This is a genomic window from Polaribacter litorisediminis, assembly GCF_019968605.1.
GTDB lineage: Bacteria > Bacteroidota > Bacteroidia > Flavobacteriales > Flavobacteriaceae > Polaribacter > Polaribacter litorisediminis.
In genome coordinates, this window is the sequence record NZ_CP082966.1 from 4,261,392 (window position 1) to 4,283,633 (window position 22,242).

14 protein-coding genes are annotated in these 22,242 nt (G+C 32.0%); 9 read left to right on the plus strand and 5 right to left on the minus strand.

The window, feature by feature from the left end:
- Positions 1-129 precede the first annotated feature (129 nt).
- Positions 130-1,011 carry an NAD(P)H-hydrate dehydratase gene (locus K8354_RS18265; protein WP_223444202.1) on the plus strand — a complete coding sequence of 294 codons (882 nt, stop codon included), beginning with the start codon at positions 130-132 and terminating at the stop codon, positions 1,009-1,011.
- A gap of 770 nt (positions 1,012-1,781) precedes the next feature.
- Complete coding sequence (locus K8354_RS18270; RefSeq protein WP_223444205.1) at positions 1,782-6,893, plus strand: SdrD B-like domain-containing protein; 5,112 nt, start codon at positions 1,782-1,784, stop codon at positions 6,891-6,893.
- Between the two features lie 790 nt (positions 6,894-7,683).
- On the opposite strand, the gene trpS is transcribed toward K8354_RS18270, so the two are convergent.
- The gene (gene trpS / locus K8354_RS18275; RefSeq protein WP_223444207.1) at positions 7,684-8,652 is read right to left on the minus strand and encodes a tryptophan--tRNA ligase; all 969 of its coding nucleotides are present in this window, start codon (positions 8,650-8,652) and stop codon (positions 7,684-7,686) included.
- 200 nt (positions 8,653-8,852) lie between these two features.
- Between trpS and K8354_RS18280 the strand changes: the two genes are divergently transcribed.
- Both K8354_RS18280 and trhA read left to right on the plus strand, forming a co-directional pair.
- Positions 8,853-9,644 (plus strand): lysophospholipid acyltransferase family protein, encoded by a 792-nt coding sequence (locus K8354_RS18280; protein ID WP_437440134.1) that lies wholly within the window; start codon positions 8,853-8,855, stop codon positions 9,642-9,644.
- Entirely contained in the window at positions 9,616-10,254 is a 639-nt protein-coding gene (gene trhA, locus K8354_RS18285) for a PAQR family membrane homeostasis protein TrhA (RefSeq protein WP_223444209.1), read from the plus strand. The genes K8354_RS18280 and trhA overlap by 29 nt, the downstream gene beginning before the upstream one ends.
- A gap of 33 nt (positions 10,255-10,287) precedes the next feature.
- Here trhA and K8354_RS18290 read toward each other — a convergent pair whose 3' ends face one another.
- Positions 10,288-10,761 carry a CYTH domain-containing protein gene (locus K8354_RS18290; RefSeq protein ID WP_223444211.1) on the minus strand — a complete coding sequence of 158 codons (474 nt, stop codon included), beginning with the start codon at positions 10,759-10,761 and terminating at the stop codon, positions 10,288-10,290.
- 86 nt (positions 10,762-10,847) lie between these two features.
- On the opposite strand from K8354_RS18290, the gene porZ reads away from it, so the two are divergent.
- Both porZ and recO read left to right on the plus strand, forming a co-directional pair.
- The gene (gene porZ, locus K8354_RS18295) at positions 10,848-13,175 is read left to right on the plus strand and encodes a type IX secretion system anionic LPS delivery protein PorZ (RefSeq protein ID WP_223444213.1); all 2,328 of its coding nucleotides are present in this window, start codon (positions 10,848-10,850) and stop codon (positions 13,173-13,175) included.
- Positions 13,175-13,897 (plus strand): DNA repair protein RecO, encoded by a 723-nt coding sequence (recO, locus tag K8354_RS18300; protein ID WP_223444215.1) that lies wholly within the window; start codon positions 13,175-13,177, stop codon positions 13,895-13,897. Before porZ ends, recO begins: the two co-directional genes overlap by 1 nt.
- Before the next feature lie 63 nt (positions 13,898-13,960).
- On the opposite strand, the gene K8354_RS18305 is transcribed toward recO, so the two are convergent.
- The 3 genes from K8354_RS18305 to K8354_RS18315 are packed head-to-tail and all read right to left on the minus strand — an operon-like array spanning position 13,961 to position 16,379.
- The gene (locus K8354_RS18305) at positions 13,961-14,308 is read right to left on the minus strand and encodes an SdpI family protein (protein WP_223444217.1); all 348 of its coding nucleotides are present in this window, start codon (positions 14,306-14,308) and stop codon (positions 13,961-13,963) included.
- A gap of 19 nt (positions 14,309-14,327) precedes the next feature.
- The gene (locus tag K8354_RS18310) at positions 14,328-15,197 is read right to left on the minus strand and encodes an acyl-CoA thioesterase (protein ID WP_223444218.1); all 870 of its coding nucleotides are present in this window, start codon (positions 15,195-15,197) and stop codon (positions 14,328-14,330) included.
- Positions 15,198-15,206: 9 nt separating this feature from the next.
- On the minus strand, positions 15,207-16,379 hold the full coding sequence (locus tag K8354_RS18315; protein ID WP_223444219.1) for a peptidogalycan biosysnthesis protein: 1,173 nt from the start codon (positions 16,377-16,379) through the stop codon (positions 15,207-15,209).
- 201 nt (positions 16,380-16,580) lie between these two features.
- On the opposite strand from K8354_RS18315, the gene K8354_RS18320 reads away from it, so the two are divergent.
- Genes K8354_RS18320 through K8354_RS18330 form a run of 3 tightly spaced genes read left to right on the plus strand, consistent with a single transcriptional unit; the run spans position 16,581 to position 22,231 of the window.
- Entirely contained in the window at positions 16,581-17,696 is a 1,116-nt protein-coding gene (locus K8354_RS18320) for an efflux RND transporter periplasmic adaptor subunit (RefSeq protein ID WP_223444220.1), read from the plus strand.
- Positions 17,697-17,700: 4 nt separating this feature from the next.
- Positions 17,701-20,898 (plus strand): efflux RND transporter permease subunit, encoded by a 3,198-nt coding sequence (locus tag K8354_RS18325; RefSeq protein WP_223444221.1) that lies wholly within the window; start codon positions 17,701-17,703, stop codon positions 20,896-20,898.
- Complete coding sequence (locus K8354_RS18330) at positions 20,888-22,231, plus strand: TolC family protein (protein WP_223444222.1); 1,344 nt, start codon at positions 20,888-20,890, stop codon at positions 22,229-22,231. Before K8354_RS18325 ends, K8354_RS18330 begins: the two co-directional genes overlap by 11 nt.
- Positions 22,232-22,242: the final 11 nt, after the last annotated feature.

Genomic DNA, 22,242 nt, shown 5'->3' on the forward strand with positions numbered 1-22,242 from the left:
TTCAACCAAAAAAGAAATTGTAACGAAGGATATGCTTTGTTTTTTACTTTCCCATTAAGAAAAAAAATGTCATTTTATTTTATGGTAATTTCAAACAATAACGGCAGAACGCAATAAGTAAATTTACAAATGGAACCCTATAATCAAGAGAAAATTACGAAAGACAACATTTCTTTAATTCTTAAAAAAAGAAATCCTTTTTCACACAAAGGAGATTTTGGAAAGGCAATTTTATTTGCAGGAAGTTATGGTAAAATGGGAGCCGCAACGCTAGCGGCTAAAGCTTGCTTACGAGCGGGTGTAGGTTTGCTTACCGTTTATATTCCTAAATGTGGATTCACAATAGTACAAACTTCAATACCAGAAGCAATGGTTATTTGTGATAAGCAAAAAAAAATGATTACATCGACTACAGCGCTAAATAAATATAATGTTCTAGGAATTGGGTGTGGCATTGGTACTGCTAAAAAAACAACAAAAGCTTTAAAACAAATTATCCGAAGTTTTCATAAACCCATGATTATAGATGCTGATGCGATTACTATTATTTCAAAAAATAAAGATTGGTTTCAATGGATTCCTGCAGAATCTATTTTTACACCTCATTTAAAAGAATTTGAGCGTTTGGTTGGTGTGTCAGACAATGAAAATGAAAGAATAAAATTACAAATTGATTTCTCTAAAAGAAACAAGGTGTATGTTGTTTTAAAGGGACATCAAACAATTATTTCTTGTCCCAACGGAAAAATTTATAGAAATACAACCGGGAATGCAGGAATGGCAAAAGGTGGCAGTGGAGATGCACTTACAGGAATCTTAACGGCTTTTTTAGCACAAAATTATACACCTAAAAACACCTGTATTCTAGGCGTTTATATACACGGGTTAGCCGGGGATCTAGCTGTACAAGAAACAGGAGAATTTTCTTTGCTAGCTTCGGATGTAATTAAAGCAATTGGTAGAGCATTTCTAGAAATTATTAAAAATAAACAAAAAATAAAGATGCAGTAAATTTTACTTTTATAGGTTGATTTTTTTTGTTAGTTTCTAACATATTGAATAATTCACTCCTATTTTTGAGGTTCATTTTCTTTTAATTTTTACAATTAGAAGCAATGATCCTTAGACTTCGATATAAATTCTCACTAACCGTTTTTATTAAATTTTTTGTGCATTTTTATAGTACCAAATTTAGCAAGTAAAACCAACTATTAAACCCATTAGAAATCTATGAAACAGGTTATTATCAGTAATTTTTCTTAAACATATACGACTGGTTTTTGTGATATTTTCACTCATTAATTTAATGAATCTATGGTAAAAAATCCTGGTTATAAATTAGGTATCATATCTTTTAAGTATAAAAAATATAGAAATGTTTAAAGGTTCTAAATTCATTTATTTGAAACAAAATGACTCAAATAATAACTTCAGTTTTAGCCATAAATAAGACTCAGTTTTGTAGATTGCCTCCAAGTGATTTTTCAATTACTTTATGATGTTTGTAACAAAATTCATGAAGCTCATGTTGCTGTTAAAATAAATGGTACGCCCATGATTTTACCCAATTATAGAATGTTTAAATAAGTTTTTTACCGTTTCATGAAATACTAGCCACCTTTTTTGAGTATTCATGAGGATGAATATTTTAATTTTAGGTGTATACTGAATTCATAACGACAATATTCCATTAATTCTATAGTCTAATTGCTTTATTGCTAGTATTTTTAGTTTTTTTTTAAAATATTTTTTTATCTTCGCACATTGACAAATACCGAACCATGAACTACCCTACAAAAACCAAATTACTATTGATGCTGTTTTTAGTATCAATAACGTCTTACAATTATGCGAATAAGCATCCTAAAGTAAATGAATTTATAAGTCTTAGTTCTGAAAAAGAAATTGACGTTTCTTTTTATGATAGCTATAAAGCGAATTGGGAAAACTTAGCAAATTTGAGTTCACAATTTGAATGGAATTCTGATAATTTCGCAGAAATTTTAAAAGAAAATCTGAAACTTTCAGCTTTTGATGTTGTTAAAACTGAAAATGTTTCTTCAAAAAATTCAAAGGATAGCTCTAATCAATTAGGCAATCTTCAATTATCAGAAATAGTAGATCCATGTGATGCTGCGTTATCCGGTAATTTAGATTCAGATCTTGATGGGATTGCTGATATTTGTGATTTAGATGATGATAACGATGGTATTTTAGATACGGATGAATCTGAGGTTTGTAGTGGTGATACAAATAGTTTAGATATTCGTAATAATTTTGGTTTCCGCGCTTTAAGTAGTGATGATAATGGTACATATCCTACTACTTTAGCAGGCATAAATTATTCTATTATTTTTGATGAAAATGGAACAAGTATAGCTTCTTTAAATTTATCAAAACCAGACGAACATGGTCCTGTATTCAATTTTGGCGGAAAGCATAATGACGAAGGTTCTATAGATATAACTTTTTCAGAGGCTATTTCTGGGGTAAAATTTAAATTGGCTGATTTTGATGAAGCTGAAACTGTGACTGTTGAGGCATATGATCAAAATAATAACCTAGTTAATTTATCTGGGAGTGGATATATAGCTGCAATTGGTTCACAAGTTGGTCAAAACGGAAATGTATTTGAGTATACTTCAGGAGGTAATGTTGATGGGGATTCAATGACCACAGACAGTCTTGGAGCTGTTACTTTTGATTTTAATGGGATATCAATTAAAAGAGTAAAAGTTTCTATTTTACATTCAAGGGGATCTTCTATAAGATATACCATGATGAATGGTTCTTTTTGTATACTTACAGATACGGATAAAGATAATATTCCAGATAGTTTAGATACCGATTCAGATAATGATGGTTGTCCAGATGCTTTAGAAGGTAGCGGTACGAATATAACAACAGCAAATTTAGATGCCAATAATCGAATAATCGGCGGTGTTAACGATAATGGAATTCCAATACTTGCGGCTACTAGTTTAACTGCTGGTCAAGGAACTAGTGCAGCAGTAACTACTGCAGAACAAATAGTTGTGAATGCAAATCCTGTTAGTCAAACCTTAGGTACTGGAGATGACTTAATTTTTTCGGTAGATGCAAATGCTTTTGTAACAACCATATTTAATGCAGGTATACCGAATTATGGTGCCGGTAGTGCTTCTTCATTAACTTATAAGTGGTTCAAAAATACAGATGTAAATACCATTATTAGTACGGCAAGTGCACTAACGATAAACAATATTACTGCTGCAGATGCAGGAGATTACACGGTACAAATTATAGCTAGTAATAAATGTACTGAAGAAAGATCTGCTACTTTATCAATAAACAATCCTCCTGTAAATACAGTTCCTGGACCTCAAACAACTCAAAGCAATACTGATTTAAATATAGCGGGAGTGAGCGTTACAGATGTAGATGGTAATTTAGCGACTGTTCAATTGTCTGTTACAAACGGTACACTTGACGTTGTTGCAAGACGTGATGTAACGGTTGTCGTTAATGCTCCTGGATCAATTACACTGAGTGGAACAGAGGCAAATATCAATGCTGTTTTGTCTACTTTGATATATGTTCCAAATCTTAATTTTAATGGATCAGATACTTTAACAGTAGTGTCCTCAGATAATGGAGTAGGCGCTTTAACTGACACCGACTCATTTTTAATCAATGTAGTTTTTGGAGGTGATCCATGTGATGCCACTGCATCTGGAAATTTAGATACAGACGGAGATAATATTTCTGATATATGTGATTTAGATGACGATAATGATGGTATTTTAGATATTAATGAAGGTTGTTTTGTGAAAACTACAGATTTTTCAGCCTTTAGTATCAACAGAAGTTCTCATACGGCATCTTTAAATTCAGCCTCTAATGGTTTTGGTATCGATATTACTAGATTAGACAATAGCTTTAGTATTCTTGTTAATGGATCACCATTATTCTCTGGAGAAATTGAATTAGCAGGAGCCTTTACACCGCTTCCTCAATCCATTGTTTTTACAGATGGCGCAAGATTTGGCGCGAGTGGTATTCCTCAGATTTGGGCAATAGGTACTGCAAATGCCGCAACACCTTTAATTAGATTGATTGTTTCACCGAGTGGAGACGTCCAATTTTTTGGTTCTAGAACGTTAAATGGTGCTTTAGAACCGATGGTTTTAGCAAATGGAATGACGGTAAATCCAATTACTTGGAATGCAACGAATACCATAGAAATAGATCAATTAGTAAACGGTCCTACCTATGCTGTTGGAACCATTTATGGATATAACAATACTTGTGCTGATACAGATGATGATGGTATTCCAAATAATTTAGATTTAGATTCAGATAACGATGGTTGTGCGGATTCCTTAGAAGGAAGTGCAGTTAATATTTTAGCTGGTAATTTAGATGCAAATGGTCAAATTACTGGAGCTGTTAGTGTCAATGGTATTCCAACATTAGCAACAATTACAGGGCAAGCATCAACAACTGCGGTTGTTACGGCCGAACAAATTACGGTAGATATAGCACCTACTGATAGTAGTGTAGGTCAAGGGTCAAATGCTAGTTTTAGCGTTTCAGCTTCTGGTGTAGAAACAACAACTTTTAATGCGGGTATTCCAGACTATAGTGCTGGATCTAGTTCCGTTTTAAGTTATAATTGGTTTAAAAATTCTGACCCAAACACAATATTGTCTAATTCTAATACTTTAAGTCTGAACAATGTTTCTGCAGGAGACATTGGCGATTATACTGTTGTAATTTCAGGTCTTAATAATAGTTGTGTTTTAGAAGAGACTGCTACTTTAACCTTAAATTCGGGTAGTATTGGAAATACAGTCTGGTATGATACCGATGGAGATGGAATCGTAGATGCAGGTGAACCTGGATTAGTAGGAGCAACGGTAACGTTAGATCCAGGAACCCAAGGTGATCCAAGTGATGATGTAACAACGACCACAGATGTTAATGGAAATTATTTGTTTAGTGGTTTGCCATCAGGAGATTATATTGTAACGGTAGATGTAAGGACTGTAACAGGTGGTATACCAACAGGTTTTGTACCTTTAAATTTAGTTCAGGCATATGATGCTGATGGATTAAATTCAGCAAGTAAAAGTTATGTAAGCTTAGGTTCAGGCGAAACTAATTTAGACCAAAATTTTGGTTGGATTGTTCCTTCTGGAGTCGTTTCTGGAGGAAACAGTGGAGGTGTAGAGTCAGAATCTTTAGGCGATGCAATTTCTAAAATTTATGTAGGTAGAAAGAAGAATTCTGTGCCTACCGAGTTTGTAAAGTCAAGTGAAAACGTATTCAACAAAAAGAAGATGAAGTCTTCACAGCCTTATCAAGGTAAAGGACAAACCTTATTAGATATGTTTCCAGCAGAATTAGTAGCAGGAAATGTTGCCAATGTAACGTCACCAACAGATATCTTAGATTATACGGTGGCAGATGAAGTATTGTCTGTAGATTTTTCTGTAGACGGAGAAACGAAAGGAGTTGTTCTAGGTATTAAAACTTCGGATAAGATTTACAATCATACGAAAGCTTCCTGTGATCGATTAAGAGGTGCAGAAATTTTAAACATTCAAAAGATAGAAATCGGAGGTTATAATTTCTTAATGCAGGGAATCAAACAAAGAAATGGCATTGTAGAATATGCAGTTTCATTTGCAACGGCAAAGAACAACAACGATGCAAATTATACCATTCAGACAAACTGGTATGTAAATGCGTATACGAAGTTTAATGATGTGTATAACTTCCAAGTATGGTCTACAAGACCAGAGGATACTCAAAAAATGGTAGCAGACATTTTAGAAAACTTAAACTCTTTTATCCCAGTAGAGCAACCAGAGGTTCAGAAGTTTCCTAAAACTTATGCCTCTAAAATTTACAGAGAAAAAGGAGAATTGGTGGTAGCTTTAAGAAGTACAGAGGTTGGTAAAACGGCAGAAGTTAATATGGTAGAGTTGTATTCTGAGACTGCGAACAATATCAAATTTAGAGACAATGCTGTGAGTACAGAAATTCAGCAAAGTTTACGTTTAGACATTGCCGATGGATATGAATACGATGCACTTATTAAAGTAAATGACGAAGTAGAAGATGCATTTTATCATGCAGATGGTAACTGGGGCTTAGACTATGACAAGCGATATACAGAAGTATTGAACTACTTTGTGTGGAATAATTTTGAGAGAGAATATGGCGATGATGAGTATACAATCAATAGAGATGTAGAATTAAAAGCAACGAGCGAGTATGATTACTTAACGCTTTATAAATCTTTATTACCAGGTACCATCTCTGCAGATTATTCTGAATACCAGTATGTGGCTTTTACAGCAAAAGGATCTGGATTAATGGAGTTAGGCTTGATCAAATCTTCGATTGAAGATTGGAAAGCACAGTATCGTATCATGGTAGATTTCTCAGAAGAAGAGCGAACGTATTATGTTCCTTTTGATGTGTTTACTTCAAGCGCTAGCCAAGAGAACATGACAGCAGAAGATTTAACGACGTTAACTTTTACATTCTTACCCGTAGAGGCACAAACGAAAGAATTAGATTTAAAGATTTCGAATGTACGGTTTACCAAAACGGCAGTAGAGAGTCAAACGGTTCAGAAAATCGAGAAGTTTGAGAATGAGTTTATGGCATATCCAAACCCAAGTAAAGGCAATGTAAACTTGTTATTGTTCAGTGAAACAGATACAGAAGCTACGGTAACCTTATCAGACATCACGGGAAAGGTAATTTATAGAGGCAAAGCACAATTAACAGCTGGTAAAAACGAATTAGAGTTTGACTTTAAAGTGAAAACAGGTGTCATGTTATTACAAGTAAACAGTGCAGAAGTAAATTACGGAACTTCTAAAGTTGTTTTTAGATAATAGAATCAAAATAAGAAATATGCATAAGTTGAGTGATTTATGCGTATCATAATAAAAAACGTCTTAACAAATCAGTTAAGACGTTTTTTTTTAGTGTTGTCCGGATTAAAATTAGCTAAAGTGTTTTAAAGTATTGGTAATATTGATTTTGAAGAGCCTTTAAAGTAGCATACCTTGCTTTTAAAACCGCTTTAGAATTTATGATGTATCGAAAAATTTAAAATCATAATAATATTGTTTTTCAGGTAGTTACATTCAAGTCTTTGTTCTTTATTCTAACAGCGAAAGCGGTCTTTTTATCTTTTATCGGACAACAATTTTTTTTTATGTTTTTAATTTTTTTTGTCAATAGGATTTATAAAGTATTTTTCAGTAATACTGGATAACCTCAAATGATATCCTATAGAAAGTTAGCGTAAATTATTATTGATTAGTACAGTTTTCATGCAAGCATAAACAGATTTTCTATTCTTTTTTGACCCGGTATATAACCGCAAGCTGAAAATATACCAGAACATTGTATGTTTGCATGATAGGCTTTTACATAATTTTTGTCTATGGTGACTGGCGTCCATTGCAGTTGATGATTTCGACTTTTTAAAAACAATTGTTATGCCAAAATATTGTTATTAGATTCTTTAACTAATTGATGCTGAATTTCGAAGAGTTCAAAATTATTTCTAACCTTCATTGGCAATGAGTAGACTGATTTTAGCTTCTACATAAAACCACATTTCTAGATTCAGAAATTTGGTTGAATATCAATTTTAAAACCAAATTTAGCAATACCTTAATACCCTATTTTTGCACGAACTCTTTGTAAAACATCATTAGCAACAAATGTAGCTTTTTCTGCCCCTATAGTAAGTGCAGCATCAATTTCATGTTTGTTTTCCATAAAATGATTGTACCGTTCTCTAATGGTTGCAAACTTTGTAATAATCAGCTCATATAAAGCTTGTTTTGCATGGCCATAGCCATAATTCCCTCCTTCGTAGTTTGCTCTCATTTCGGTAATTTGAGCATCCGAAGCAAGTAATTTATATAAGGCAAATACATGATCTGTATCAGGATTTTTAGGTTCTTCTAGCGGAGTGCTATCTGTTTTAATTCCCATTATTTGTTTTCTTAACTTTTTATCTGTCAAGAAAATATTAATAATATTGTTTCTAGATTTACTCATTTTTTCGCCATCAGTTCCAGGAACTAATTTTACATGTTCTTGAATTTTTGCTTTTGGTGTAACCAAAGTTTCTCCAACAATATTATTAAATCTATTCGCAACATCTCGTGTTATTTCTAAATGTTGTAATTGATCTTTACCAACTGGCACAATTTCTGCATCGTATAATAAAATATCGGCGGCCATTAACATTGGGTAGGTAAACAAGCCAGAGTTTACATCTTCTAGGCGGTCTGATTTATCTTTAAAACTATGCGCCAATGTTAACCGTTGGTATGGAAAAAAACAACTTAAATACCAAGACAATTCTGTAACTTGGGGTATATCACTCTGTCTATAAAAAACAGTTTTGTTAATATCTAAACCACAGGCTAACCAAGTTGCAGCGGTGCTGTAGGTATTTTCTCTTAATACATTGCCGTCTTTAATTTGCGTTAAAGAATGCATATTAGCAATAAATAAAAAAGATTCGTTTTTCGGATCATTAGCCATTTCTATGGCTGGCAAAATAGCGCCTAATAAGTTCCCTAAATGTGGTGTTCCTGTACTTTGTACTCCAGTTAAAATTCTAGACATTGCAGTATATATTTGAAATCAATATTCGCAAGATTGCGACATTTTGTCTTTTGCGGATGTAAAAATAAGGTTTTGATTCAGAAAATCAATCAAACAAAAGAATATTAGTATTTTTACCACTATTTTAGCATGTGATGTTGGCAACTTTACGCTTCTTGAATGATTTTTTTTACAATAATCTTATAAAGCTGAATTATATGATGAAATATATTAAAACCCCTTTTCTTTTAGTTTGGCGAATTTGGTTTTATATTTTGGTAGCAGTAACCATTGTTTTAATGATTCCTTTTTTATTGATTTTAACCTCTAAAGAGTCTTACTATCCAATTTTTTGGAAAATGATTAGAATTTGGGCAAAAACATTGATTTATGGAATGGGTTTTCGATTACGAGTAACGACAGATGACGTTTTAGATCGACATAAAAGTTATATGTTTTGCCCCAACCATACCTCAATGATGGATCCTCTTGTGCTGATTGCTTTGAGTAAAAATCCTATTGTTTTTGTTGGAAAAATGGAGTTTGTTAAAATTCCTATTTTTGGGTATTTTTATAAAAAAGTAGTCATTATGGTGGATAGGAGCAATCCTGAAAGTCGAAAAAAAGTCTATAAAATGGCGAAAAAAAAATTACAAAACGGAACGAGTATGGCTATTTTTCCTGAAGGATTAGTGCCTACAGAAAATATTGTTTTGGCACCTTTTAAAAACGGAGCTTTTAGTTTGGCAATTGAGTTTGATATACCCATTGTACCTCAAATTTATTATGATTGTAAACGGTTGTTTTCTTGGGATTTTTTTAAAGGAGGTCCTGGGTTTTTTAGAATTCATCAACATAAGTTTATAGATACAAAAGAATTAACAAAAGAGGATGTGCCCTTTTTAAGACAACAAGTCTTTCAGCAAATAGAAGCCGATTTATTAAAGGATCAAAAATATATGAAAGACACAAACAGACCCAATAATGAGCGAGAGTTTAAATCACCAATATAGCGACAGAGAAGAGAAGTTGAATATAATTTCTCATGGATTAGGATTGGTTTTAAGCGTAATTGCTGCACCCTTTTTAATCCTAAAATCATTTAATTTTGATGGTTTTTGGCAACCTGTAAGCCTTATCATTTATAGTTTAAGTATGATTGTTTTATATGCAGCTTCTACGTTTTATCATGCAGCAAAAAATCCGAAGAAGAGAAGAAAACTAAATATTTTAGACCATGCTGCAATTTATGTTTTAATTGCGGGTAGTTATTCGCCCTTTTGTCTGGTAGGTTTAAATTCTAGTTTAGGTTGGTATATGTTTCTTTTTGTGTGGCTTTTTGCTTTAACCGGAATCATATTAAAACTATTTTTTACGGGTAAATTTGATAAAATTTCTACTGCAATGTATCTCTTAATGGGCTGGCAAATAATGTTTTTTATAAAACCATTAATGGAAAGTATAACCACAGCTGGATTTCAGTTTTTAGTTGCTGGAGGCGTTTTTTATTCTGTTGGTGCCATTTTATATTCCATTAAAAAGATGCCGTATAACCATGCTGTTTTTCATGTTTTTGTGTTATTGGGTAGTTTAAGTCATTTTTTAGCAATTTATAATCTGTAATATTAGTTCGTAATTTCAAAGGGCAAAATGGTATCATGACCAGTTTTTAAAAGGGTTTTTACAGAGTTTAGAATTGTAATATTTTTCATGACCAGTAACTTCTTTGCCTAACCAAGTTGGTGTTTTAAAAGATTCATTTTCTGAATTCAATTCTATTTCTGCTATCAGTAAACCTTGGTTATCGCCGTAAAATTCATCAACCTCAATAATATGAGGATCATTTTTTACATAAAATCGAGTTTTATCAATAATAGAAAGTTCACATAAAAGTAGCAATTGCTCACCTTCGATTTTGTCAATTTCCTTTTCCCATTCAAAACGAGTTGTACCCGTTGTATTAGATTTGCCTTTAATGGTTAAAAAAGCGGCATCATCCGTAATTCTAATTCGTACTGTCCTGCTTTTATCAGAATTTAAATATCCTTGTTTTATCCTTGTTTTTTTATAAAATTCTTTTTTAAAATTTTCATTTTTTACCAAGAATTTTCTTTCAATTTCTAAACTCATAAAAATCTATTCATTTTTGCACTAATATACTTGTTTTTAACGTTACTTTACAATAATTAAATATCTTTGGAAATCTATAATAATTTATGAAAAAGTATTTTTTTCTTTGGTTTTTATGCATCAATTCGCTAATCAATGCGCAAGTAGATTATAGTGATTCATGGGAGGATTTTTATTCTTACAATAATGTAAAAGACTTTGTAAAGGTTGATAATATTATATACGCTTTGGTAGATAATGCCGTGTTTACATTTGATGAAATCACTTCAGAAATCAGTAAATTTTCTTCAATACAAGGTTTATCTGGCGAAACAACATCGGCCATATACTATAGTACTACTTTTAAGAGACTCGTTATTGGCTATGAAAATGGTTTGGTAGAAGTTATTGATGAAAATGAATCCATCACCATCTCGTCTGACATTGTTAACTTTAGTCAATCTGGGCAAAAAAGAATCAATCATATATCAGAATTTGGCAACACTTTATACCTGTCAACACCCTTTGCTATTGTAGAGTATAACATAGAAAAGTTAGAGTTTGGTGATACTTTTTTTATTGGTAACGCCTCTACATCATTAGTCATCAATGAAACGGTTCTTTTTAATGATAAAATTTATGCAGTTACAGAAGATGGTATTTTTAACGCGGATGTTACTAGTAATCTTTTAATCGATTTTAATAATTGGCAACAACAATTTTTACGACGTAATTTTAGTAGTATTAAAATTTTTAACAATCAAATATATGTAACGGAAGGCAATAGGTTGTTTATTTTAAGTGATAATACTTTAACATTGGTTAGAGACTTTTTTGAACCGATTATCGGTTTAAATGCTTCCAGTTCTCATGTAACCATAACATTAAAGAATAAAGTTTTAGTATGGGATGTTTCTCAAAATCAAATTTTTGAATTTCAGGGAAATCTTGATTTTGATTTTACAACAACAAGTGCTTTTTTTGAGAATAATACGATGTATATAGGTACTGAAGAATTCGGAATTTTAAAAACCACTGCAACTGAATTAAACACCTATCAAGAAATTCACCCCGAAGGTCCTTTAGAAAATAGTGTGTTCTCAATAGCCGTAAAAAATAATAATCTTTGGGTTGTTTACGGAGGATATAATGCCACATACACACCTGCTCAAAATAGAAAAGGATTCAGTCATTTTAACGGTGAAAATTGGATAAACACAAAATTTGATCCTAATTTTCCGATAATCGATTTGAATCATATTTCTATTGATCCGAATGCCGAAAATAAAGTTTATATAAGCTCTATGGGAGATACCCGAGATATCAATAGTGTTGCCACTGGAGGTTTATTAGTAGTGGAAAATGACGAAATAAGTGTTTTTTATAATCACTTAAATAGTGGTTTAACAGATTTAGAACCTACGATACCGAATAGAGTTACAGTAAGGATAACAGGGACTACATTTGATAACGAAGGCAATTTATGGGTTGCGAATATTAGTAGAACGGAGGAGCTCAAAAAATTATCGCCCACAGGGCAATGGAGTAGTTTTGATATTAGTTCGTTACAAACCATATTTGCTTTTGGTTTAAGTGACGTGGCAATTGACAATAATAATACCGTTTGGATAGGAACAAGAAGAAATGGCGTGTATGCATACAACGAACGTGGCAATAGAAAAAGAGCACTCATAGCAACCCCAAATTTAGGAAATTTGCCAGATACAGACGTACTTACAATAGCAGTAGATAGTGGCAATAGTGTTTGGTTAGGCACAAGAAGTGGCATGGTAGTATTTAGAAACGCTGGGGCAGTTTTCGATGCAAATGTTTTAAATGCACGACCTGTAATTATAGAAGAAAACGGAGTGGGAGAGCGTTTGTTGGGAGATCAACGCGTAAATTCTATTGTGGTAGACGGCGCAGATAATAAGTGGTTTGGCACAGATAATGGAGGTGTTTTGTATACAAATCCTTCAGGACAAGTAACCTTAGGAAATTTTAGCAAACAAAACTCTCCTTTGCCATCTAATAGAATTTTAAAAATAAGGGTAGATAATGATAACGGGAAAGTATATTTTGCCACAGACAAAGGTATCGTTGCTTATAATAGTAATGTTTCTCCTTTTGGAGACGTTTTAGCCGATGTATATGCTTACCCAAATCCTGCGTTAAAAAACCATCAAACCATTACGATAGATGGTAGAAACGGAACCAATTTACCAAAAGGAACCAATGTGAAAATTTTGGATGTTGCTGGTAATTTGGTGTACGAAACGAACGTTATTGAAGGGCAAGAAGTTCAAGGAGGAAAGGTGGTTTGGAACAAAAAAAACTTGGCAGGAAACAACGTTGCTTCTGGTATTTATATCGTTTTATTATCAAATGAAGACGGATCAGAAACGGCTACTACAAAAATTGCAATTGTAAATTAATGGCCATCGTAAACACTAAAGCAATTGTATTGAGCGCCATAAAATATGGAGATACGAGCTTAATTGTTAAATGCTACACCGAAGAAGAAGGCGTAAAAACCTATTTGATTCGAGGTGTTTTAAAACCCAAAAAGAAAGGAATCAAAGTTGCCTATTTTCAGCCATTAACGCAATTAAAGATGGTAGCAAATCACAATTCTAAAAATACGTTAAACGCTATAAAAGAAGTCCAAGTTCATCATCCTTATAAAACGATTCATTCGGATATTGTAAAACAATCTATGGTGCTTTTTTTATCGGAAGTTTTATCAAGTTCCATTCAAGAAGAAGAGCAAAATAAAACACTGTATGCCTATTTAGAAACGGCTTTTATATGGTTAGATACGCATGATAAAATTGTGAATTTCCACCTGCTGTTTTTACTCAATTTAACTGGTTTTTTAGGCTTTTATCCAGATTTGTCAGAAAAAGATAAAATAGGTTTTAATCTTTTAGAAGGTAATTTTTCCGATAGCACACAAGATAAAAATGTAATTTATCGAAATGATTTTTATCAATTTAAAAAGCTATTGGGCATCAATTTTAATCGTTTAGAAACAGTTACTTATAGCAAAGATGAAAGGCAACTAGTCTTACAAGTAATCATTAAGTACTATGCGTTGCATTTAGACAGTTTTAGAAATCCAAAATCTTTACAAATTTTAGAAACTGTTTTTAGTTGATGATAAAGGGCAAGGATTTAGCGAATAGTACTTCTTCTGAGAAGAATTTATGAAAGAGTATACCTATTTCTTCTTTTTTCCTTCTTCTGTAAAAGTATCATTTAAAGCGCGTTCTGTTTTTATAATACTCACAATAATAGACAGCATTACCAAAACCATCGGTTCCCAAGATAATTCTTTGGCAGAAAAACTTGCCAAAAGTAATCCGCCTAAAAAAGAAAACCCGCTATACATTAAAAAAGTTTGATTAAAGGTACTGTTGGCAAAATCCCATATTTGTTGATTTAACATGGCTTTGTAAGTTCTATAGCCATATAAACGGTTAATTTTTTTTGGTGGAAACTTCCAAAATAGTAAGCTAATTAAAAATAGCACACCATTGGTGGTTAGTACGTAGGTCATAGAATTCATACTTATTATTTTTTAAAATTTACTTATTTTTCATCGGTCTCATTAATCCTTCTTGTGCAAAAGATGCCACGAGTTTACCATCTCTTGTAAAAATATTTCCTCTGCATAAACCTCTTGCGCCAAAAGTATTCGGAGATTCTGCCGAGAAAAGCATCCAATCATCAAACTCAAAATCTCTAAAAAACCACATAGAATGGTCTAAACTAGCGGTCATTGTATTCCCAAAATTATACTCTTTTGCATTGGGGTTAAAAGCCGCATTTAATACATTGTAGTCAGAAATATAGGTCAAAATTTGATGTTTCATTCGCATATCCATCTCAGGAATATCACCTTTTAATTTAAACCAAATTTCCTCTTTTGCAGGTAAGTTTTCACGCTCTAGAGGATTCGAAGCACGCACGGGTTTAAAATCGATAGGTCTTTCTATACTTAAAAAAGATTTAATTCTCTTAGGTAAAAAATTGCCAAATTTTATAACCATATCTTCCCAACTCATTAATTCTTCGGGTTGTTTAATAGGAGTGGTTATTTCCTGTTGATGCTCAAAACCATCTTCTTTCTTATGAAATGAAGCCGCTAAAATAAAAATAGTTTTTTCTTTTTGAGAGGCTGTAACTCGCCTTGTAGAAAAACTGCCACCATTTCTCATTTCGGCAACATTATACTTAATGGGAATTGTAAGGTCTCCGGCCTCTAAAAAATAGGAATGTAAAGAGTGTAAAAAACGATCTTCAGGAATTGTTCTGTAGGCTGCATTTACGGCTTGAGCTAAAACTTGGCCGCCAAAAACAATAGTGCTCCCAATTGTGACACTTTCTCCAGAAAAATTATGACTGTCAAGGGCTGTTAAATTTAAAAGTTCTATTAATTCTTTGCTATTTTTCATGAAGATATGTTAGTTTTTAAAAGGGAATTTCTGCTGAAATGATGTAGGTTGTACACGTTGCAAAAATAACTTTAAAATTCTGTTTGTAATACTTTTTTTATGACGAACATACATGGTTAAATCTTGCGGAGTTGCACCCACAGAACTTTTAATTTCACTTGCAGTTCTTCCAAAATTAATAGTTTTTAAGTTTTTTTTGATGGCAATTTCTATATAATCATACAACATTCTTTGATAAATAGCGTGCTCTCTATTCAAATTATAATCAATGCCAACAAAATGGGCATCCAAAGAATTTTCGTTGATAAGCCCCGACATAAAACCAACAATTTCACCTTGCAACCAATAGGTTTTTAAGATATATTGATCTCCAAAATTTTCTTTCAAATCTTGGTACGTAGCAAGATTAAAATCGCCTAAATTAAAATTAGCTTTGGTAGCAACTTTTTGATATAAAGCAGTCATTTTTGGTAATTGAGTTTCAATATTTCTTAAAATTACTTCTTCAATTTTTATTGCTGCACTTAATTGAAGTGCTTTTTTTGCTTTTACCCTAAACTTGGTTTTCATGGATGCAAGATAATCATCAAAATTTCTCCAATTTTCATGAAGATTTAACACCATGTTGGGTTCAACTAAAAAAGGATGATAGTTGTATTTCTTTAATTCATCAGTAATAGAGAGCGATTCATTGATAAAATCTTTGAATAAAAAAGCATCAATTTTTAAACTGACATCAAGATCTACGAAGTGCAAAATAGCTTGTGCCATTTCGTTAATGCTCTTCTTTTTATCTTGATGTTGATGAATGAACAGACCATGTTCTCCACTCACAAAAGTATTGCCACAAATTAAAAGTTGTAGTGGTTTTTTCTTTGGAAGCAGATAAATTTTTTGACCAAAACTTCTTAATTTTTGAAGATGAAATTTTAATTCATTTTGAACATTTTCAAAGTAAAAATTAATAATTTGAATAGAGGCAAAAGCTTTAGGTTTTTTGTTTTTATCGATTAATACAATGTACAAAAATTTAATTTCTGGATGATTTTTTTCAATAGATTTTAGAAAATTGCGATGAAAATATAGATTTTGTTCGCAATCCAAAGACGTCCATATTTCCTCTGAAATTTCATCAATAGAAGAAAAAAAAAGTGCATTTGCTGTTTTTTTATAAAAATTCAAGAAGCTATTGGTTGTTTTATTTATTGCAAAGTTCTTAAAATTAAGTGGTTTTAATTGGTATGATTCTAAATTGTTTAATTATAACATTTCTTTAACATAGTAAGAACAAACTTAAAGAGGTCATTTAGGTCAAAAAAGTATCTTTGCACAACTTTAAATGTTAGGTTTTAGGCCTAACAATAAAACTTCAACTAACTAATTATGAGAAAAATAATTCTAGCCATTTTAGGTGTTCTATTAATTGCTGGTGCCATTTTTTTAGGCAAGTATTTCACCGATAAAAACCAAAAGCCAAGGCCAAAATTTAAAAAAAGTGTAAAAACTGTTTTTGTGAATAGGGTTGAAAATAAAGAAATTCCTGTAATTATTTATGCGAATGGTAATTTATCAGCTAAAAATAAAATTGAAATTTTTTCTGAAGTTCAAGGAGTATTAAATACAGCAAACAAAGCTTTTAAACCAGGTACAAATTATACGAAAGGACAGGTTTTATTAAATATTAACAGCGATGAATTTTACGCAAGCTTACAATCGCAAAAGAGTAATTTATATAACTTAATTACGGCTGTTTTACCAGATTTACGATTAGATTTTCCATCAGAATTTAAAACATGGGAAACATATTTAGAAAATTTTGATATGGATAAAAGCGTGCCAGAACTTCCTGAGTTTTCAACAAACAAAGAAAAATACTTTATCTCTGGCCGTGGAATTTTAACGGCTTATTACAATGTTAAAAATTTAGAAGTTCGTTTGTCTAAACATCAAATTAGGGCTCCATTTACGGGAGTTCTTACCGAGGCTTTGGTTACAAACGGTTCTTTGGTAAGAGTAGGGCAAAAATTAGGTGAATTTATTGATACAAGTATTTATGAAATGGAAGTTTCTATCAATGCTGAATTTGCCGATTTGTTAAAGGTAGGCAAATCGGTAACCTTAACCAATTCTAATAAATCAGAAGTATATGCAGGCACCGTTGTTCGCGTAAATGGTAGAATTGATCAGGTAACCCAAACAATCAATGCTTACATCGATTTAAAACATCCTGATCTAAAAGAAGGAATGTTTTTAGAAGCAAACTTAAAAGCAAAAACAATTGCGAATGCTCTAGAAATACCTAGAAAATTATTGGTAGATAATGAGGCTGTTTACACTGTAAAAAAAGATAGTATTTTAACGAAAACCAAGGTAAATCCAGTTTATTTTAGTGCAGAAACAGTTATTATTCAAGGTTTAAATAACGGTGAAAAAGTTTTATCTCAAACTTTAGCAGGCGCTTTTGATGGTATGATTGTAAAAATTAATTCAAAGAAGTAACAATATGAAAAAAATCATAACGTACTTTATAAAATATCCTGTTGCCGTAAATGTAATGATTATTGCATTTGTTGTTTTTGGTATTATCGGTGCAATTAGCATGAAATCTTCCTTTTTTCCTTTGGTAGATTCGCAGTTAATTAGAATTTCTTTGGCATACCCTGGTGCTTCTCCTGCAGAAATGGAAGAAGGAGTTGTCCTTAAAATTGAAGATAATTTAAAAGGAATTGTGGGTGTAGAAAGAGTAACTTCTATATCTAGTGAAAATTCGGCAAGTGTAAATGTTGAAGTGGAAAAAGGAAAAAATATAGATGTTGTTTTATCCGATGTAAAAAATGCAGTAGATAGAGTGCCTTCTTTTCCTTCCGGAATGGAACCTCCCGTGATTGCAAAGGTTGAAAACAATAGACCAACCATAAGTTTTACATTAAGCGGAGAAAATGTTTCTTTAAAAGTATTAAAACAATATGCAAGAAATGTAGAAAACGATATCCGCGGAATCGAAGGAATTTCGCAAGTAGCACTTTCTGGATTTCCAGAAGAGGAGATTGAAATTGCGCTTCGAGAAAAAGATTTAATAGCATACAATTTATCAATTACAGAGGTTTCTAATGCGGTTCGAAATTCTAATCTTTTAATTACAGGTGGAAACATTAAAACCGATGCTGAAGATTATTTAATTCGTGCTAGCAACCGTTCGTATTACGGAATTGAGTTGCAAAATTTGATTGTAAGAACTGAAATTAATGGAAACATTATACGTCTAAAAGATGTTGCAGAAATAAGAGATACTTGGTCAGAAAATCCCGATAGATTGTATTATAACGGAAATTTAGCCATCGATATAACTGTAAGTAATACGAATAATGAGGACTTAATTTCGTCTGCGGATAAAATTAAAGACTATATTCATAAATATAATCAAGTTCAGCAAAACGTTCAACTAAACATTACCAGTGATCGAAGTACAACCCTAAATGATAGAACTTGGTTGCTCGCTAAAAATGCCATATCAGGAATTCTTTTGGTACTTTTTTTTCTGGCATTATTTTTAAACTTACGTTTGGCGTTTTGGGTAGCTTTTGGATTGCCAATATCCTTTTTGGGGATGTTTATTTTCGCTGCACAATTAGGAGTCACCATTAATGTTTTATCCTTATTTGGGATGATTATTGTGATTGGTATTTTGGTAGATGACGGAATTGTGATTGGAGAAAACATTTACCATCACTATTATGACTTAGGAAAATCTAAAATTAGAGCGGCTATAGATGGTACCATGGAAGTAATACCGCCAATAGTTTCCGCAATTTTAACTACAATAATAGCCTTTTCAACCTTCTTTTTTGTGGATGGAAGAATCGGAAGTTTCTTTGGGGAAGTTTCCACAATTGTACTTCTTACCTTAACGGTTTCTTTAATTGAGGCCTTAATAATTCTCCCTGCGCATATTGCACATTCTAAAGCATTGGATAGAAAGAGAAAAGAAAACGGAATTATCAAAAAAACAAACAAATTAGATGCTTTCTTTAAGCAGATTAATAAAGGAGCAGATAGTTTATTAGTAAATTTTAGAGACAAGTATTATGTGCCTTTTTTAAAATTTTCTTTGCAGAATAAAATTTTTATTTTTTGTGTTTTTGTAGCATCGCTATTAATCAGTTTTTCAGCGCTAAAAGGGGGTATTGTTAAAAGTTCTTTTTTTCCAAGAATTGCGAGTGATCGCGTACAAATTACACTTAATATGCCACAAGGAACCAATGAAAAAATCACAGATTCTATAATTTCTATGATTGAAGAGAAGGTTTGGTTGGTAAATAAAGAATATACAGAAAAGCAAACGGGTAACATACAGGTTGTAGAAAATATCATTAAAAGAATAGGTCCCGGAAGTGCAAATGGGTCTTTGAGCGTAAATCTTTTACCTGGTGAAACAAGAGATTTTTCATCACCAGAAATTACAAACTCCATTGAAGAAAAAGTAGGTAAAATTTATGGTGTAGAAAGCTTGGTTTTTGGTTCTGGTGGTAATTTTGGTGGTAGTCCGGTTGCTGTTTCTTTATTAGGAAATAATATTAAAGAGTTAAAAGCTGTGAAAGCCGAGCTAAAAGAGGTTTTAGAGAATAATCCACTATTAAAAGATGTTACAGATAATGATCCGGCAGGAATAAAAGAAGTTAGAATTAAACTAAAGGACAAGGCGTATGTTTTGGGGGTAAATCTTCAAACAGTAATGGCACAAGTAAGAGCTGGTTTTTTTGGTTTTCAAGCACAGCGTTTTCAACGGGGTCAAGATGAAATAAAGGTTTGGGTTCGTTATGATAAAAAAGACAGGTCTTCTATTAAAAATTTAGACGACATGCGTATTATCACCCCAACAGGTGTAAGGGTTCCGTTTTCTGAAATTGCAAATTATGTAATAGAAAGAGGAGATATTTCAATCAATCATTTAGAAGGGCAAAGAGAAATTCAAATTACCGCAGATTTAAAAGTTCTAAGCGCTAGTGAAACGGAAATTTTAGATAATATTAAAACGAATATTATGCCTGAAATTCTATCTAAATATCCTACCGTAACACCCATGTACGAAGGGCAAAATAGAGAAGCCAAAAAAACGACAGATTCTTTAAATGTTGTAGCGCCAATAATTTTATTGTTAATTTATATCGTTATCGCTTTTACGTTCCGTTCTTACAGTCAGCCAATTTTATTAATTATTATGATTCCTTTTAGTATGATTGGTGTTATTTGGGGACACTATATTCACAACTTTGCCATTGGTATTTTATCCTTTTTAGGAATTATTGCTTTAATCGGAATTATGGTAAACGATGGTCTGGTTTTGATTGGTAAATTTAACAGTTACCTTAAAGAAGGCATGAAATTTAACGAGGCTCTCATAAGAGCAGGTCAATCTCGTTTTAGAGCTATTTTCTTAACTTCTTTGACTACTGTTGCAGGTTTAGCTCCCTTAATTTTTGAAAAAAGTAGGCAAGCTCAATTTTTAATTCCGATGGCAATTTCAATTGCCTACGGAATTGCCATTGCAACGATATTAACCTTAATAATGTTGCCCATGTTTTTGTCTGTTTCAAATACCATTAAAACAAAAATAAAATGGTTAAAAACAGGTGAAAATATTACAAGAGAAGAGGTAGAAAGAGCAATAATTGAATCTAAATATGACGAAGATGAAGTTTAATAAAATAGGAATAGTAATCGTCGCTTTTTTATCGACTATCCAAATTTATTCGCAAGAAATTTTAACTAAAAAAGAAGCGTTAGAAATCACTTTAAAGAATAATTTCGGAATTAAAATAGCAACCAATAATTTAGAGATTGCTAAGAATAATTCTAATATTTTAAATACAGGTTTTTTGCCAACAGCAACCTTAACTTCTGGAGCAGATTATCGAAGAAATAATCAAAGTTTAATCTTTACAGATCGAAATACTGGAGATGACGCAGAAATATCGGGAAGCGGAATCGTCTCAAAAACGTACAATGCCTCTTTAGGTGTAAACTATACAATTTTTGATGGTTTGGGTAGAAAATACAACTACAAACAATTGTTAGAAACCTATAATTTAACAGAATTACAAGCAAGAGAAACCATAGAGAATACTTATTTACAACTGTTTACGATTTATTTTCAAATTGCACGTTTATCAGAAAATAAAGATAATTTACAAAAAGCTTTATCCATCTCAAAAAATCGTTTAAAACGAGCTCAATATCAATACGATTATGGGCAATCTACCAAATTAGAATACTTAAATGCACAAGTAGATGTTAATAACGATAGTATTACATACATCAGTGCAAAGCAACAATTAAGTAATGCAAAAAGAGGCTTAAATGTAATTTTAGGTGTTGATAAAGAAACCAATTATATTGTAGAAACTGAAGTTGCATATAACAAGTTGTTAAATTTAGCAGATTTAGAGGAGAAAACAATTGCGAACAATTCGCTTTTAAAGCAAAATGAAAAGAATATTGCCATTAGCGAGTTTAATATAAAAGTAAATCAATCAAACTATTTTCCAACTTTAGGTTTTAATGCTTCTTACGGATTTAATAGAACCGAAAATGAGAACTTAATAAATCCTTTTGGGGCAAAATTAATTACTTCGGATGGTCTAAATGCCGGTTTAAATTTAACTTGGAATATTTTTGATGGTGGAGGCACAAAAACAAGACTGGCAAATGCAAAAATAGCTTTAGACAATCAACAAATATTGCTTGAGCAACAAAAAGCGAATATTACAAATAATCTAAAAAACACTTGGGAAAATTATAAAAATCAATTATTTATTTTATCGGCTCAAGAGCAAAATGTACTAACTACAAAAAATAATTTTAACAGAACAGAAGAGCGTTTTAAATTAGGGCAAATTACGTCTGTAGAATTCAGACAAGCACAAATTAACTTAATAAATGCTAAAACAGCATTAAACAATGCAAAGTTTGATGCCAAGTTAATTGAGCTCCAATTATTGCAATTGAGTGGGGATATTATGAATGTTAAATTTTAGAGACTGACTTT

Excerpts from the sequence above, each read along its gene's own strand:
- K8354_RS18265 (WP_223444202.1), top strand. The coding sequence starts at position 130 with ATGGAACCCTATAATCAAGAGAAAATTACGAAAGACAACATTTCTTTA.
- K8354_RS18270 (WP_223444205.1), top strand. The coding sequence starts at position 1,782 with ATGAACTACCCTACAAAAACCAAATTACTATTGATGCTGTTTTTAGTA.
- trpS (WP_223444207.1), bottom strand. The coding sequence starts at position 8,652 with ATGTCTAGAATTTTAACTGGAGTACAAAGTACAGGAACACCACATTTA.
- K8354_RS18280 (WP_437440134.1), top strand. The coding sequence starts at position 8,853 with ATGAAATATATTAAAACCCCTTTTCTTTTAGTTTGGCGAATTTGGTTT.
- trhA (WP_223444209.1), top strand. The coding sequence starts at position 9,616 with ATGAGCGAGAGTTTAAATCACCAATATAGCGACAGAGAAGAGAAGTTG.
- K8354_RS18290 (WP_223444211.1), bottom strand. The coding sequence starts at position 10,761 with ATGAGTTTAGAAATTGAAAGAAAATTCTTGGTAAAAAATGAAAATTTT.
- porZ (WP_223444213.1), top strand. The coding sequence starts at position 10,848 with ATGAAAAAGTATTTTTTTCTTTGGTTTTTATGCATCAATTCGCTAATC.
- recO (WP_223444215.1), top strand. The coding sequence starts at position 13,175 with ATGGCCATCGTAAACACTAAAGCAATTGTATTGAGCGCCATAAAATAT.
- K8354_RS18305 (WP_223444217.1), bottom strand. The coding sequence starts at position 14,308 with ATGAATTCTATGACCTACGTACTAACCACCAATGGTGTGCTATTTTTA.
- K8354_RS18310 (WP_223444218.1), bottom strand. The coding sequence starts at position 15,197 with ATGAAAAATAGCAAAGAATTAATAGAACTTTTAAATTTAACAGCCCTT.
- K8354_RS18320 (WP_223444220.1), top strand. The coding sequence starts at position 16,581 with ATGAGAAAAATAATTCTAGCCATTTTAGGTGTTCTATTAATTGCTGGT.
- K8354_RS18325 (WP_223444221.1), top strand. The coding sequence starts at position 17,701 with ATGAAAAAAATCATAACGTACTTTATAAAATATCCTGTTGCCGTAAAT.
- K8354_RS18330 (WP_223444222.1), top strand. The coding sequence starts at position 20,888 with ATGAAGTTTAATAAAATAGGAATAGTAATCGTCGCTTTTTTATCGACT.